This is a genomic window from Gemmatimonadota bacterium (assembly GCA_039715185.1).
GTDB lineage: Bacteria > Gemmatimonadota > Gemmatimonadetes > Longimicrobiales > RSA9 > DATHRK01.
The window spans coordinates 1-15,412 of record JBDLIA010000079.1 but is presented as its reverse complement, the minus strand read 5'-3'; the positions used below and the strand labels follow the sequence as shown (position 1 = coordinate 15,412).

The 15,412-nt window shown below is 66.7% G+C and carries 11 protein-coding genes and 1 pseudogene; 3 read left to right on the top strand and 9 right to left on the bottom strand.

All coding sequences use genetic code 11. The annotated features are described in order from the left end of the window. Window position 1: 1 nt before the first annotated feature. Both ABFS34_12830 and ABFS34_12825 read right to left on the bottom strand, forming a co-directional pair. Window positions 2–1,039, bottom strand: a complete 1,038-nt coding sequence (locus ABFS34_12830) for a rod shape-determining protein (GenBank protein ID MEN8376325.1) — start codon at window positions 1,037–1,039, stop codon at window positions 2–4. Window positions 1,040–1,293: 254 nt separating this feature from the next. After that, window positions 1,294–1,503: a PIN domain-containing protein gene (locus ABFS34_12825; GenBank protein ID MEN8376324.1), complete on the bottom strand. Its 210-nt coding sequence runs from the start codon at window positions 1,501–1,503 to the stop codon at window positions 1,294–1,296. Between the two features lie 183 nt (window positions 1,504–1,686). On the opposite strand from ABFS34_12825, the gene ABFS34_12820 reads away from it, so the two are divergent. Together ABFS34_12820 and ABFS34_12815 are read left to right on the top strand one after the other, a co-directional pair. Beyond that, entirely contained in the window at window positions 1,687–6,318 is a 4,632-nt protein-coding gene (locus tag ABFS34_12820; GenBank protein ID MEN8376323.1) for an RHS repeat-associated core domain-containing protein, read from the top strand. Next, the gene (locus ABFS34_12815) at window positions 6,315–6,818 is read left to right on the top strand and encodes a hypothetical protein (protein MEN8376322.1); all 504 of its coding nucleotides are present in this window, start codon (window positions 6,315–6,317) and stop codon (window positions 6,816–6,818) included. Before ABFS34_12820 ends, ABFS34_12815 begins: the two co-directional genes overlap by 4 nt. A gap of 624 nt (window positions 6,819–7,442) precedes the next feature. Here the strand turns inward: ABFS34_12815 and ABFS34_12810 are convergent. Further along, a complete protein-coding gene (locus ABFS34_12810) occupies window positions 7,443–8,039 on the bottom strand; it encodes a helix-turn-helix transcriptional regulator (protein ID MEN8376321.1) in 597 nt (198 codons plus the stop codon). Window positions 8,040–8,398: 359 nt separating this feature from the next. Here ABFS34_12810 and ABFS34_12805 point away from each other — a divergent pair. Then, window positions 8,399–9,215 (top strand): annotated as a pseudogene (locus ABFS34_12805) (IS3 family transposase). Between the two features lie 237 nt (window positions 9,216–9,452). Here ABFS34_12805 and ABFS34_12800 read toward each other — a convergent pair. The 6 genes from ABFS34_12800 to rpsO form a co-directional block, all read right to left on the bottom strand. Then, window positions 9,453–9,596 carry a hypothetical protein gene (locus ABFS34_12800; protein MEN8376320.1) on the bottom strand — a complete coding sequence of 48 codons (144 nt, stop codon included), beginning with the start codon at window positions 9,594–9,596 and terminating at the stop codon, window positions 9,453–9,455. A 38-nt stretch (window positions 9,597–9,634) separates the two neighbouring features. Then, a complete protein-coding gene (dut, locus tag ABFS34_12795; protein ID MEN8376319.1) occupies window positions 9,635–10,054 on the bottom strand; it encodes a dUTP diphosphatase in 420 nt (139 codons plus the stop codon). 74 nt (window positions 10,055–10,128) lie between these two features. Continuing rightward, window positions 10,129–11,244, bottom strand: coding sequence for an alanine dehydrogenase (ald, locus tag ABFS34_12790; protein MEN8376318.1), 1,116 nt, complete (start codon window positions 11,242–11,244; stop codon window positions 10,129–10,131). Window positions 11,245–11,251: 7 nt separating this feature from the next. Continuing rightward, window positions 11,252–12,574, bottom strand: coding sequence for a pitrilysin family protein (locus ABFS34_12785; protein ID MEN8376317.1), 1,323 nt, complete (start codon window positions 12,572–12,574; stop codon window positions 11,252–11,254). Between the two features lie 52 nt (window positions 12,575–12,626). Next, the gene (locus tag ABFS34_12780) at window positions 12,627–14,747 is read right to left on the bottom strand and encodes a polyribonucleotide nucleotidyltransferase (protein ID MEN8376316.1); all 2,121 of its coding nucleotides are present in this window, start codon (window positions 14,745–14,747) and stop codon (window positions 12,627–12,629) included. Between the two features lie 195 nt (window positions 14,748–14,942). Further along, window positions 14,943–15,203 carry a 30S ribosomal protein S15 gene (gene rpsO, locus ABFS34_12775; GenBank protein ID MEN8376315.1) on the bottom strand — a complete coding sequence of 87 codons (261 nt, stop codon included), beginning with the start codon at window positions 15,201–15,203 and terminating at the stop codon, window positions 14,943–14,945. Window positions 15,204–15,412: the final 209 nt, after the last annotated feature.

Sequence of the window (15,412 nt, the reverse complement as noted above, 5' to 3'; positions counted from 1 at the left end):
CCTACGCGACGAGCACGCTGCGGTACTTCTCCATGTCATCAAGGATCAACCCCGCGCCCCGCACCACGCACGTCAGCGGATCTTCGTCCACGTGAATCGACAGGTTCGTTTCGTGCGCCAGCAGCGCGTCCAGCCCGCGGATCATCGAGCCGCCGCCGGTCATCACTATGCCCCGGTCGACGATGTCCGACGCCAGCTCCGGCGGCGTGATCTCCAGCGCCCGCCGCACCGCCTCCACGATCGCCTGGACGGGTTCCTGGATGCACTCGCGCACCTCCTGGGAGTGCACGCGCACGGTCTTGGGAATCCCGCTGACCAGGTCGCGTCCCTTCACGTCCATCTCGCGCTCCTCGCCGGCGCTGAACGCCGAGCCGATCTGGATCTTGACCGCCTCGGCGGTGGGCTCGCCGATCAGCAGATTGTAGTTCTTGCGCAGGAAGGTGACGATGGCCGCGTCGACCTCGTCTCCGCCCACGCGGATCGACGTGTCGGCGACGATGCCGCTCAGCGCGACGACGGCGATCTCGGTGGTGCCGCCGCCGATGTCGATGACCATGTTGCCGGTGGGGGTCTCCACGGGCAGGCCCACGCCGATCGCGGCGGCCATGGGCTCGGACACCATGTAGACCTCCTTGGCGCCCGCCGCGGCGGCAGAGCTGCGCACGGCGCGCCGCTCCAGCTCGGTGATGCCCGACGGCACGCCCACCACCACGCGCGGCTTCATGCGGAAGATGCGCTTGGCGGTGACCGCGCGCAGGAAGTGGCGCAGCATCAGCTCGGTGACGTCCACGTCGGCAATGACGCCGTCCTTGAGCGGACGGACCGCCATGATGCCCTCGGGGGTGCGGCCCAGCATCCGCTTGGCCTCCAGCCCCACGCCCTTTATCTGATTGGTCCCGCGATCGATCGCGACTACGGATGGCTCGTTCAACACGATACCCTCGCCCTTGACGTAGACGAGGGTGTTCGCCGTGCCGAGGTCCACGGCTACATCGTTGACGGGGATCAGCGCCCCACCGAACAGATCTCTCAGTGCCATCCGGAACTCGGGGTCATTCGGCGGATCGCCCGAAGGGGGTCGGGACCACGCGCGCGCCCGCGTAAGTCAGCCCGACCGACGGTGTGCCCACGTCCACCTCCTCGCGCCTTCCTCCCATCCGCCTCCGCCCTTGCGGCGCCGGCGCCTTCCCACACGTGGACCACCCGGAACGGCAGAACGTATAGGGACTTGCGGGGTGCGGCAAGGCGTGTGCCGGGGGGTTGGGCCCGGGTCGGGAGCCGGCTGGCGTCGCGCTACTTCGCGACGTAGCGGACCTGCTCCAGTCCCTCGAAGTCGGCGTCCTGGGTCCACACCTCCGCCGAGTGATTGAGCGCCGTTGCGTAAATTATGCTGTCCGCCATGGGCATGCCGTACTCCGACGCCACCTCGGCGGCCCTGATCGCAGTCCCGTCATCCAGATGCACGACTTGCCCCTGCCGCATCGCCGCGGCGGTGGGGAGCAAGCCAGGCCAGACCACCCCCCGCGTACGCTATGTCGACCTTTTGGTACGATCGGCCCCGATTTTGGTACGATCGGTCCTCCCTGCGAGCGGTTTCCCCCCGATAGATAAGTAGGTGGAGCGAAGAAGGACGATGCTCGCTACGCGCGCGCCTCGTCCATCCACCTGCACTGAAGGAGCCGTCCCGTGGCTACCCGGTTCGCGCTGGTCCTGCTGGTGTCGTTGTTCTCTGCACTGCGTCCCAATGCCCCGACGGAGGTGTCCGTCGAGGGCGCCGTGGCGTTAGCGGCTGGCGATAGCGGCGAGGCAGCCGAGGCTGAATTTGCGGCAAACGACCTAGCGGCGATCTCGGTGACGCCGGACCTCGAGCCCATAGAGGCGGCCGGGGCGACCACGGGCGCGGTCACGTTCGAGGTGTTCGTGCTCGAGCCGACGACGGCGAGCTACGACGTGACGTGCACGCCGAGCGGCGAGATCACCTCGTGCACGCCGGATATAACCGAACTCGAGGGTGGCCTCCTTCCGCAGCCCGAGCCGATCGCGACGATCACGGTCACCTACACGACGGGCGCGGACGGGACCGGCCAGATCCTGCTCAAGGCGAAGGAGCAAGCCTGCATCAAGGGCTGCGACCAGGACACGGGCTCCTATGAAGTGACGGTCGGCTCGCCGCAGGGTCCGCTGACCGTCGACGCTTCGATGAACCCGACGACGCTGATTGAGCGCAGCGCCTGCGTGACGAGCGGCGCGGGCCCGGCGGGCGCGTTCCAGTGCGGCAACCTGCTCCTCACGCACTCGATGCCGGCCTACCGTACGCGCGACCGGGACCGCACGATGACGCTGCTCTACAACAGCGCGACGGCGAGCCCGCACCCGGTCTTCATGGGCGAGGTCGTGCTGCCGCAGAGCCTGACCATGCCCGACAGCTTCACGGTCACGGTCACGGTCGGCCTCCACGTGACGACGCGCGGGTTCAGCCCGGCGGGGCTCGGGCTCTCGCCGCGCCGCTTCGCCGTTGATGTCGATGCGGGCCCGAACGGAGCGGAGCTGTCGACGGGCGTGCACGCCTACACGCTCGAGGTGCGCAGCTACTACGGGACCGAGCCGGAGACGAGCCCCGCGATCAACAGCGAGTTCGTCGTGGTCAACAGGCGCACGAGCCCCTACGGGAGAGGCTTCTGGATCGCGGGCACGGGCGAGCTCCACAAGAACCAGCGGAGCAACGCCATCCTGGTGGTCGAAGCCGACGGCAGCGCGGCGGTCTACGAGGAGGAGGCTCCCGACCTGTGGGTCGCTCCCGCCGGCGCGTTCCGCGACACCATCGCCTGGGACCAGGTCCCGCACCCGATCACGGGAAGCCCCGACTCGCTGCACGAGCGACGGCTGCAGGACGGAACGAAGATCTTCTACAACGGCGAGGGCCAGCAGATCGCAGTGACCGACCGGGTCGGCACCAAGGTCGAGTACGCACACGCTGGTGCGACGACGGGCTCAGGGCTGGCGCACGTCCGGATCGCGCCGCACGCCCAGAATCTGAAGTACGTGTTCGCCTACGGCACGCACGGGCTCGACTACATCGACGACCCCGCCGGCCGTCGCCTCGACGTGACGGTGAACAAGGACACGCTGCTTACCGGGATCGTACCGGTCGGGCTCAGCGCGGGTGAGGCGGTGGCGCTGGGCTACGAGACCGGCGGTACGCGGCGCTTGACGAGCTGGCGCTCGCCGCGCGGCCACACAACCGACTACGACTACCACGGCGCGAGTGAACTGCTCGAGACGGTCACGCTGCCGGTCGTGCAAGCCGGCGAGGCCGTGACGACCTACAAGCCGATCCAGTCGCGTGGGCTTGCGCTGGCGACGTCCGCGAACACGACCGCTAACGCGCTCCAAACGACCATCGTGATCGACGGGCCGCGCACCACGGTCGGCGACTCGGCCGTGTTCTGGGTGAACCGGCTGGGCGCGCCGACGAAGATCCGTAATCCGGTCGGCAACGAGACGACGCTTGTCTACGATGCCACTCACCCGCTGCTTGTCACCGAGATAGACGAGCCAGACGGCACCCAGATCCGCCAGCGCTGGGACGGCTCGGCACGGCTCGAGATGACAAAGGACCTCGACAACCTGGCCGGCAAGGACTCCGTTCACTACGACTACGACGACCCCGACGCGCCTGACAAACCGAGCAGGATCATCATGCCGAGGGGTGACGTGCCGGCCGCAGACGTCACGCTCTTCAACTACAATCCGGACGGCACGCTCGAAAGCGTTACCGCGCCTGACCTCCACGTCTCACGGTTTACGTATGAGCAGGGCCAGGTCAAGACGGCCACGGAAGAAGGCGTCGACGTCTACGACCGTGCGACGAACACGACGAGCGCGCAGAACCTGACGACAACGCTCGAGTACGACGCGAAGCGCAACCTCAAGCGCACGATCTCGCCTACGAACGACACGACCGAGATCAAGAGCCGCGACGGCTACGGCAACATCACCGAGGCGCTGAGCCCGGAGGGACGTAGGCAGACGTTCCAGTACGACATCCGCAACCGCCGCACGCACGTCGAGCAGTGGGAGGGCCTCACGAAGTTCACGACGATCACCGCCTACGACGCCTCCGACAACGCCACGAAGGTCACCGACCCGCGCGGACTCGACCGCGAGTGGGAGTTCGACAAGATCGAGCAGGACACGCTGATGCGTGACTCGCGCTTGTTGATCACGCTCAAGCGCTATGACCTGGCCGGCAACCTCGTCTGGACGAAGGACCGGCAGCGCGACACGATCACCACGCAGTACGACGCGATGAACCGCCCGCTGAAGCAGATCATCGGTGAGTTGACGATCCAAGCGGACGAACGAGGAATCGACTACGCGTGCACGTCTTGTATGGATGGAACGGTCATCGCCCAGGGCGATACGATCGACTGGCAGTACGACTCCGGCGGCCGGATCAGGGTGGCGGAGAACCGGACGAGCCGCGTCGAGCGGACCTTCAACTCACGCGGGCTCATGACGCGGGAAGTCCAGACGCTGGGAGCTTGGGCCGCGAGCGCGAGTTATACGCAGGATTACACCTACGACCTCGCCGGCAACCGCATGACCTGGACTTGGCCCTACCTGGCCGGTCAGACTCAGCACACGGTTTCGTACCAGTACGGGCCTGGTAACGCCCTGGATTCGGTCAAGGTGACTGACCCGTTCACGGCTGCTGACCGGTCGGCAAGGTTCGTCTTCGACGGGCTCGGTCGCCGCCAATCGGTGACGTTCGACTCGGGCTCCGACACAGATTTCCACTACGACGCGCTGGGCAGGCTCGGCAGGGTCCACTCGACGCACCCCAGCCAGACACAAGACCCGATCGATCAGCGCTACACCTTCGATCGCGACGGCAACATGATCCGCGAGGAGGAGCACGGCGAGCGGCGCGGGGATCCGGCATTTCAGGGCCCCGACGTGACAAGCCGTGTGTTTAATGAGCGCGGCCAGACGAAACTCGACTCGGCGACCGTCGCTGGGCAATTCACGGTTGCCCGCTACTACTACGACGCGGCCGGCAACCGGACTGGCGTCGGCGGCACCGACTCAACCGTCCACACCGTGTTCACCAACTCGAACGCGACGCACGAGATCCGGGATGAGCAAGGGGTACCGGAGAAGAGGTATGGCTACGACCGGAACGGCAACGAGACTTTCGACCAGGACAACCCCAACTTCACCACTATCGGGTTCGCACGGTACTATAACGGGTTGGGCCAGCTGATCGGCACGGAGCCCGATCACAACTGGTTCCGTTACGACGCGCTCGGGCGCCGCGTCGGCATCAGAAACGACTTCTCAGGCTCAAGCGCTACCCGCGTCCTCTTCGACGGTAACAACATCGTCTATCAGGGGACGGAGACCTCCGGAACGCGTTTCGTACATGGTCCCGGCACCGACGACCCGCTGTTCATGATCCCGCCGACCAGCGCCCATAGCTGCGTCAACAGCGCCGAGTACTACTACGTCACGCACGGCGGCCGGCTCTTCGACTTCCAGAACCGGAATGGCGTCGACTGCACCGACGGTAGCTGGGGGCCCATCTTCGAGAACTCCGGCCGGCTCTCCGGCGCAACCGCCGCGAGCCGCAGCTTCGGCGCATCTCGCGGCTTGGATCCGAGCAACCCAGATAGCCGGGAGCTCTCCTTCTTCCGCAACCGCTACTACAACGCCACGACCGGCAAATTCACCCAAGAGGATCCCATCGGCCTCGCCGGTGGTATCAATCTCTACAACTACAGCGGAAACAACCCGGCGGGGTTCACGGATCCCTTCGGGCTCTGTATACCGTGGCCGGATTGCGCTCTGCAGGAAGTCGCTAATAGAGGCGCCAGGCGCGGCGGTTTCGTCGGAGGCGTAATGCTCAACGGCGCTGCGGCGGCAAACGGCATTCTGGAAGCAGTAGGCGTCAACGACCTGCTCGGATCGGCGAGCGAGAGAGACGCAGGCGGATTTGCTATCGCTGCGATCGGGGTTTTCCCCGCCGGTAGGGTTGGAGGGACCCTCGCTCGTGTAGGCTCGAAGCTTGACAATCTCATTCCAATAACCAACCGTCTGCATCTTAGTGGGGCGGCAGCTGAACTACGTGGGGTAGTGACGGGGTTCGACCATGTGCGAGAGGTCCGAAACGCCATGCGCGGACTACGGCGACAGATTTCTCGCCTAGAGGGCGTACTCGGTAATCCTCATTTGTCCGATGAGCAGCGCGAGGTGGCTGAGCGATTGCTGGGTTCAGCTAGCAAGGCACTAGACAGAGCTTCGGAGGTGTTCCGTTGAGTAGGAGAGACGCACCGCTTTCAAGTGATCCGATCGAACTGATCCGCTGGCTTGGCAAATTGGGGAGGATGCCGCCTGGGCAGCATATCGGCCGAGTCGCGACACTACTATCGCACAGCGACATTGATGTCAGAGCAGAGGCGGTACGGCTCCTTACAGTACTCTGGAGAGTGGCAGACTACCATGATGTCGCTTTTCGCATCGCGACCGATGCCGGTGAACCGGAGGATGTCAGAGAGCAGGCTATATATGGACTTTCGGCGATTTCTCAGCCGCGCGATCGCGGAAGAGATGTCGGGGCCTTGATCTCGATCGCCGAATCGCCGATGGAGCCGCTCACTATCAGGGGTTCAGCCTATGACGCTCTATTGATCTTGGAGCGGATGACAGGGTTTCCTACGGTGAGGCGAGAGTTCGATCCAGTGATCGACCTCGACTCGGAGTGGCTTTTAGAGCTTCGACAAAAGTACAGAATTGTGGACGAGCCGAACCAGAGTTGATTTCGATCTCAGAATGTTGGGGGTAGGCTTAGAGGGAATACGGGTGCTCAGTGATGGGTCGTTTCAAGCCGACCCATCACCCCCCGTGTTGGTCGTGGGCTAGTTTGAATCGTTACACTCCCCCACGCCGCCCGCCAAGCTGTTAGCTTTCAGGCATGGCGAAGAAGAAGCCCAAGGATAAGGCGATCAAAGTACCCCAAGGCGGTCGCCTCTCTCACGCGGGACCAGGAGAAACTGTTCACGTTTCTTCGAGTTCCCGGCCGAGCACTGGAAGCACGTCCCTACGACGAACGTGATCGAGTCCACGTTCGCCACCGTGCGGCTCAGGCAGCGGGTGACCAAGGGCGCGGGCTCGAGGACGAAGGGACTGGTGCTGGTCTACAAGCTCCTCGACATGGCCGAGAAGCGCTGGCGCCGGCTCGATGGTTTATCAGCTCTTGCCGCTCGTGAGGGCTGGAGCCGCCTTCAAGGACGGAGTGCTCGTAGAGCGAGAGGATACCGAGGACCGGAAGGAAGCCGCCTGATCATGCCGCGAGCCCCGATCCACAACTTTTGACAATAGCTCCTTCATCCACCGGCGATACTGAGCCGTGTTGATGAGATCAAGCTGGTGCGCACGGTAGATCATCGCGCTGATGCGACGGTTCTCGACGGTGACCCTTTCGCGGTGCCGAGCGCAACGATTCGTGGCTCGCCATCGAAGGTTGAAAAGGCGTCGATCTGCCGTGCGTCGTCCTCGATCTCTGTGATGATCACGCCCGCGTTCTCAAGAACACGGACAACCTGTCGGATCGGCCCCTGTCCGAGTCCCCACCGTTCACGGCACCGCTCTGCCGCTGCCTCGATTTGGTCCGGGGTGGCCGCCCGGATGACGGGCACGTCGTAGGAGGGTAGGCGCACCGTGGACTGGATGTGCCGAACCCACGATGCGAGTAGGGTAACGTGGGCCCGGATTCGGTTCTGCAAGCGCTGCGATGTTGCCCGCTGGCTGCGAAAGTTGGGCCTCGAATCGTCTAGCTGAACCGTCTCGGCCCAGAAGACCGGAGGGGTCACATGCAGGACATCGCATAGAGCATCAACGACCTCCGCGTCGGGCTCACCCTGATTGTTCTCGTACAGCGAGATTGACGCTGCCGACAACGCCACCTGATCGGCTAGCTCGCGCTGATTCAGGTTGCGGAGCAAACGAATGACTCGGAGCTGTTCGCCACGGAATGCCACTTACGCCCCTTTCGTTTCGTCCTTGTTCCTCTGGGCCTCGCGCTCGGCTTCCTCGCGGGCCCGCTCTTCCTGCTCATCGCCGACCGGCGCAGGAGGCGGAGTGACCGGGTCCTGGTCAAGCGTGATTGGCCGATCGCCGTCGAGCGGGATTCGACACGCGTCGGTCACTGTACCGTCCTGCTCGACCTGGGCCAGCTTGATCGCGCGTGGAAAGCCCTTTTGTTCGTTTCGACGACAACCCGGAAGATCGCTGTAGGCGTAGGACTGTCGAACAGGTCAAACGCGATCTGTAGTTCAACGACCTCTTTCGCGTCGGGCACAGCGTACCATTCCGGGGCCTCCTGGTCCGCGTCGCCTCTGTACTGGGTCTCTCCCCCAGCGGCTACTACGCCTGGCTGAGCCGTCCGCCGTCCTTCAGAGCGCTCGGCGACCAACGCCTGAAGCGTCGGATCAGGCAGATCCACAGCGAGAACCGGGGCGTGTACGGCCAGCCCCGGATCCACGCCGAGCTCAAGGACGAGGGCGTGCGGGTGGGAGGCAAACGAGTCGCGCGGCTGATGCGCGAAGCGGGCCCTCGCGACGCGAGCCGGCGCAGGTGGGTCGTGACGACCAGAAGAGACCCCGATGCGCGCCCGGCGCCGGACTTGGTCGAGCGAGACTTCGCCGCCGAGGGGCCAGACCGGCTGTGTGTGGCCGACATCACCTACGTCCCGACCTGGGCGGGCTTCCTGTATCTGGCCGTCGTCGTGGACGCGTGGAGCCGGCGGGTCGTGGGCTGGTCCATGGCGACGCATCTGCGCAGCACGCTCGTGCTGGACGCGCTGGAGATGGCGCTCGGCCGGCGCCGTCCGAAGGGGGTGATCCACCACTCCGACCAGGGACACGCAGACCACTTCCATTGCCTTCGGGCTGCGTTGCAAGCAGGCCGGCGTCAGGCCCTCGATGGGCTCGGTCGGCGACGCCTACGACAACGCGCTGTGTGAGAGCTTCTTCGCCACCCTCGAGTGTGAGCTATTCGAGCGCCAGCGTTTCCGGACCCAGGCCCAGGCCAGGATGGCCATATTCGACTTCATCGAGGGCTTCTACAACCCGCGCCGGCGGCACTCCGCCCTCGGCTATCTCTCGCCCGCCGACCACGAGAGGAGGTATGCTCACAGGAGCTCAGCCGCCGCTTGAAATCGTAGCCCTAAACCGTCCACGAAAACGGGGCAACTCCACCGCGAACTCCGCCTGATTGGTCCTCACGAACTCGTAGACTTTGGGGGTACCCAGTCGGTCTCCCGAGCGAACCAGGCCGCGGCTTTTTTTAGGATCTCCCGCTCGATCCGAAGCTGCTTCACCTCCCGGTGCAACAGCCGCAACTCCTCGCGCTCCGCCGTCCTCAGGCCGTCGGAGCGCAGACCCTCGTCCAGGTCAGCCTGCTTGACCGAGTTGCTTGATCGTCTGCGCCGTCGGCTCGAACTCACGCGACAGCGACTCGGGCGTGCGACCAGCCCGCACGAGCGCCGCCATCTGCTCGCGAAACTCCGGTGGGTAGAGCGATCTTGATCGTGCCATCGTGGACTCCTTACGTGGTGAGGGCCGATGGCTTCCCCCTACCGCCCCGTGCTCCCGAACCCACCATCCCCGCGCTTCGTCTCCGGCAACTCCGCGCGCTCATCCCAAGCGAATCGCGCCACCGGCGCGACCAGCAACTGCGCGATCCTCTCGCCGTGGTCGATGGTCTGCGGCTCGGCGTCGAGGTTGACCATCGGCACGAGGATCTCGCCCCGGTAGTCGGAGTCGATGGTGCCGGGGGTGTTGGGGAGCGTGAGGCCGCGCTTGGTCGCCAGGCCGGAGCGCGGGCGGACCTGCCCCTCGTAGCCGACCGGGATCGCGATCCGCAGGCCCGTCGGCACCAGCGTCCGCTGCAGCGAGCCGAGCCTGATCGCGCGCCCCGCGTTCCTCAGGTCCATGGCGGCCGCACCGGAAGTCTGGTACGCCGGCAGGTCCCAGCCCGCGGGGTAGTGCTCCATGCGCGTGACCGGCACGCGCACGTCCGGCGCCGCGTCCGCGGCCGGGCGGACCTCGAGCGACTGCCGCGCCTCACTCACGCGCCCAACACCTCCTCCACCGGCGTGTACTCCAGCGCGAAGGCCTCGGCCACGCCGGGATAGGTCACCTTGCCGTCGACGACGTTGAGGCCCAGCGCCAGCGAACGGTCGGCGCGCAGCGCTTCCTGCCAGCCGCGCTCGGCCAGGCGCATGGCGTAGGGGAAGGTGGCGTTGGTGAGCGCCAGCGTGGAGGTGTGCGGAACGGCTCCGGGCATGTTCGCCACGCCGTAGTGGATCACGCCGTCCACCTCGTAGATCGGGTCCTCGTGCGTGGTCGCCTTGATGGTCTCCACGCAGCCGCCCTGGTCCACCGCCACGTCCACTATCACGCTGCCGTTCATCATCGTGGCCAGGTCGTCGCGCCGCACCAGATTGGGCGCCTTCGCCCCGGGCAGCAGCACCGCGCCGATGACCAGGTGCGCGCGCGCGATCTCGTCCAGGATGTTGTGGCGGTTGGAGTACTTGGTGGTGACGTTGGCGGCCATGACGTCGGCCAGGTAGCGCAGCCGGTCCAGCGACACGTCCAGGATGGTCACCTGGGCGCCCAGGCCCGCGGCCATCTTGGCCGCGTTGGTGCCCACGATGCCGCCGCCCAGGATCACCACGCGGGCGGGCTCCACGCCGGGCACACCGCCCAGCAGGATGCCCGCGCCGCCGAAGTACTTCTCCAGGTACTTGGCGCCTTCCTGCACCGCCATGCGGCCGGCGACCTCGCTCATGGGGGTGAGCAGCGGCAGCTCGCCCGACTCCAGTTGCACGGTCTCGTAGGCTATCGCGACCGCGCCCGAATCCATGACCGCGCGGGTCAGCTCCTCGTCGGCCGCGAAGTGGAAGTAGGTGAAGAGCACCTGGCCCTCGCGCATGCGCGGCCACTCGACCGCGATGGGCTCCTTCACCTTCATGATCATCTCGGCGCGCTGCCACGCGTCGTCCACCGACACGATCTGCGCGCCCACGGCCGTGTACGCCTCGTTCGGGAAGCCGCTGCCCAGGCCGGCGCCGTTCTCGACGAGCACGGTGTGGCCCGCGGAAGCCAGCGCCTCCGCGCCCGCGGGCACGAGCGCGATGCGGTTCTCGTTGGCCTTGATCTCCTTCGGGACGCCGATGATCATCGCGTCGTCATTCTCCTGTGGATGGTCCCATGGGCCCAAGCTGCAACAGTACCTGCCGGTCCGGGTCGAACGCCACGGCCGCCGCCCGCGCCGCGTCCTCCGCGCTGACCGCGTCGATCTTCGCCGCCAGCTCGTCCGGCGTGAGCCACGGCTCGCCGTAGAGCTCCGCGCCCACCAGACGCTGCAGCCGCGCGCTGGTCGACTCCAGGGACAGCAGCAGGCTGCCCTTGAGTTGGTTGCGGCCGTCCTCCAGCTCGTCGGCGGTCAACCCCTCGGCCGCGAGCCTCCGGCACTCGTCGCGCAGCGCGTCGGTGGCGCGCTCCGCCCACTCGGGGCGGGTGCCCAGGTAGGCGCCCGCCACGCCCGCCAGGCGATAGAATGCCTGGAACGCGTAGACCGTGTAGGACAGCCCCAGCTCCTCGCGGATGCGCTGGAAGAGGCGCGAGCTCATGCCGCCGCCGAACGCGTTCGAGACGAGCACCATGGCGTAGCGCAGCGGGTCCGCGTGGCCGGGCGTGGGGCACGCGGCGACGATGTGCGTCTGGGCGGTGTCGCGCTCGACGCGCGTGTGTCCGGGCTGCGGGACGGTGGGCAACGGGATGTCCTCGGCGTCGGCTCCGTCGTCCCCCGCGCCGGCCTCGAACAGGCGCCCGACCAAATCCACGAACTCGGAGTGATCCACGTTGCCGGCGGCCGCCACGACCATGCTGCGAGCGCCGTACGCGGAGCCGTGCAGCTCGCGCAGGTCCGCGACGGTGAGCGCGCCCACGGTGTCGCGCGTGCCCAGGATGGGCCGCCCGTAGGGGTGTCCGGGCCACAGCCGCGCGCCGTGCAGCTCGAAGACGAGGTCGTCGGGGGTGTCGTCCACCTGCGCGATCTCCTCCAGCACCACCTCGCGCTCCAGCGCCAGATCCTGCTCGCGCAGCAGCGGGTTCAGCACGAGGTCGGAGAGCACGTCGAGCGCCACGTCCAGGTCGGTGTCCAGGACGCGCGCGGTGTAGGCGGTGTGTTCGCGGGAGGTGTAGGCGTCGAGGGAGCCGCCGCGGCTCTCCAGCTCGATGGCGAAGTCGCGCGCGCTGCGGCGCTCGGAGCCCTTGAAGACCATGTGCTCGAGCAGGTGGCTCACGCCCAGCCGCTCGGGCGCCTCGTGGGCGCCGCCGGCTCTCACCCACACGCCGGTCGACACGGAACGCACGCCGGGAACGCGCTCGGTGAGCACGGTGAGGCCGCCGTCCAGCACCGTGCGCGCGAACGCCGGCTCCTGCGCAGCGGCGCGCGCCGACCCCAGGGGCCGGACGCGCGCCGTCTTGTTCCGCGCCGAAGGCGTCATCCGCCGTCGCCTTTCGGCGACGCGGCCGGAACCCGGTACAGGACGCCGTGCCTCAGGCGGAGGGAGCCTCCGCCAGCGGGGCCTCGGCCCCTGCCTCCGCCAGCGCCGCCTTGCGGGACAGCCGCAGCCGCCCCTTCTCGTCGATCGCGAGCAGCTTCACCTTGGTGATGTCGCCGCTCTTGAGGACGTCCTCCGTGCGCTCGGTGCGGCCTTCCTGGAGCTCCGAGATGTGGCACAGGCCCTCGGTGCCCGGGATGATCTCCACGAACGCCCCGAAGGCCGTCGTGTTCTTGACCACGCCCTCGTAGATCAGGCCCACCTCGGGCTCCTGGGTAATGGCCGATACCATCTCGCGGGCGCGCTCGCCGCCCACACCGCCGGGGCTCGATATCGTCACCGTGCCGTCGTCTTCCACGTTCAACTCGGCGCCCGTCTGCTCCTGGATGGAGCGGATCGTCTTGCCCTTGGGGCCGATCAGGTCGCCGATCTTCTCGGGGTTGATCTTCACCGTGATGATCCGCGGCGCGTGCTCGTGCAGCTCGTCGCGGTGCGTGGAGATCGCCTTCTCCATCTCGTCCAGGATGTACAGCCGGGCGCGGTTGGCGCGCTGGAGCGCCTCCTTCATGATGTCCAGCGTAAGGCCCTCGATCTTGATGTCCATCTGGATCGAGGTCACGCCCTCGCGCGTGCCCGCCACCTTGAAGTCCATGTCCCCGAGCGCGTCCTCCACGCCCAGGATGTCGGTCAGGACCGCGACCTTGTCGCCTTCCTTGACCAGCCCCATGGCGATGCCGCCGCACGCCGCCTTGATGGGCACGCCGGCGTCCATAAGCGAGAGCGACGCGGCGCATACCGACGCCATCGAGCTCGAGCCGTTGGACTCCAGCACCTCGCTCACGATGCGGATCGTGTAGGGGAAGTCCTCGTACGCCGGCAGCAGCGGCTGGATGGCCCGCTCCGCCAGGATGCCGTGGCCGACCTCGCGCCGCGACGTGCCCCGGATGGGCTTCGCCTCGCCGGTCGAGAAGGGCGGGAAGTTGTAGTGCAGCATGAACGACTTGGTGATCTCCTGCTGCACGTCGATCGAGTCGATGCGCTGCTCGTCGCGCGGCGTGCCCAGCGTCACCGCGCCCAGCGCCTGCGTCTGCCCGCGCGTGAAGAGCGAGGATCCGTGCGCGCGCGGCAGCAGCTTGACCTCGGCGCTGATGTCGCGCACGTCGTCCAGGCCGCGGCCGTCGATGCGCGTGCCGTCGGCCAGCACCCGGGCGCGCATGATCTCCTTCTCCATGGAGCGCACCACGTCGCCGATGTAGCGGCCGTCCTCGGGGAACTCCTCGGCGAGCGCCTCCCCTACGTCGTCGCGGATGGCGCGGATCGTCGCGCTGCGCTCGGCCTTGTCGCCTATCTGGAGCGCGTCGGCCACCCTGTTGCCCACCAGCTCGCGCACGCGGCCGTCCAGCTCTTCGCTGGCGCCCACCGGGGTCCACTCCATGGTTTCCTGGCGCAGCCCGTGTATGAACTCCTCCTGGAGCGCGATCAGCTCCTTGATGCCCGCGTGCGCCGCCTGCAGCCCCTCGGCGATCTCATCCTCGGGCACCTCCAGCGCGCCGCCCTCGACCATCATGATCGCGTCGTCGCTGCCCACTACGACCACTTCCACGTCGCTGAACTCGAGCTGCTGGAAGGTGGGGTTCAGGATCCACTGGCCGTCGATGCGGCCCAGGCGAACCGCCGCCACGGGCGTCTCGAAGGGGATCTTGGACATGTTGAGCGCGATGGAGCCGCCCAGCAGCCCCAGCACGTCGGCGTCGTTCTCCTGATCCGCCGAGAGCACGAGCACGTGCACCTGCGTCTCGTTGCGGAACTGCTTGGGAAACAGCGGCCGGATGGGCCGGTCTATCTGGCGCGCCGAAAGGATCTCCTTCTCGCCCGGCCGCCCCTCACGCTTGAAGAACCCGCCCGGGATCTTGCCCGCCGCGTAGGTCTTCTCGCGATACTCCACCGTGAGGGGGAAGAACGGCAGGTGCGTCGGTCGGTCCTGGGCGGTGGCGGTACACAGCACCGCGGTGTCACCGTACTGGATGTAGCAGGAGCCATGCGCCTGCTTCGCCATCTTGCCCGTCTCCAGAATGAGCGGCCGTCCGGCGAACGTCGTTTCTTTTCTTCTGTGCATTCTCTTTCCTGTCGTCGTGCGGGGCGCCCTCATGGCGCGCCGCTGATTGCTTACTGCCTATGCGACGACGGGACCCAGGCCGGTCGTGCCCGACCGAGAACGGTCACCCGCTCCCGGCCTGCACGCCCGACGGCCCCGTCTCTGCCCGAAGCGGGCGCACCTTTGCGGCGCTCGCTCGGGTTGGCCCTTGGCACCCTAGTGCCGCAGGCCCAGGTCCTCGATCAGCGCGCGGTACCGTTCAACGTCGGTACGGCGCAGGTACTCGAGGAGGCGCCGGCGCTTGCCCACCATCTTCAGCAGGCCGCGGCGGCTGTGGTGATCCTTGTTGTGCGTGCGGAAATGGCCGGTCAGGTCGTTGATGCGCGCGGTCAGGAGCGCGACTTGTACCGGGGCGCTCCCCCGGTCGTTCTCGTGCAACTGGTACTTCTGGATAACGATGTTCTTGTCGATCGGCATGAAACGTTGCCTCCGCGAGAGTCTACGCTGATCGGGAAGCGAAACTTCGATGTAAGTTTTCGCAGCCTGAAAGGATAGCGGGCAACGACGCGTCTTTCAAGATCCCTGCAGAACGGAGTAGTGGGTCAGCTTCCTCTAGCTGACCCACTACTCGCGGCGGCAGCCCTCCACGCTCGCCGGCCTCTTCAACGGCGGCCGCCCGAAAACCC

Coding starts and splice junctions, on each gene's coding strand:
- ABFS34_12830 (MEN8376325.1), bottom strand. CDS start 1,039: ATGGCACTGAGAGATCTGTTCGGTGGGGCGCTGATCCCCGTCAACGAT.
- ABFS34_12800 (MEN8376320.1), bottom strand. CDS start 9,596: ATGGCACGATCAAGATCGCTCTACCCACCGGAGTTTCGCGAGCAGATG.
- dut (MEN8376319.1), bottom strand. CDS start 10,054: ATGGAGCACTACCCCGCGGGCTGGGACCTGCCGGCGTACCAGACTTCC.
- ald (MEN8376318.1), bottom strand. CDS start 11,244: ATGATCATCGGCGTCCCGAAGGAGATCAAGGCCAACGAGAACCGCATC.
- ABFS34_12785 (MEN8376317.1), bottom strand. CDS start 12,574: ATGACGCCTTCGGCGCGGAACAAGACGGCGCGCGTCCGGCCCCTGGGG.
- ABFS34_12780 (MEN8376316.1), bottom strand. CDS start 14,747: ATGCACAGAAGAAAAGAAACGACGTTCGCCGGACGGCCGCTCATTCTG.
- rpsO (MEN8376315.1), bottom strand. CDS start 15,203: ATGCCGATCGACAAGAACATCGTTATCCAGAAGTACCAGTTGCACGAG.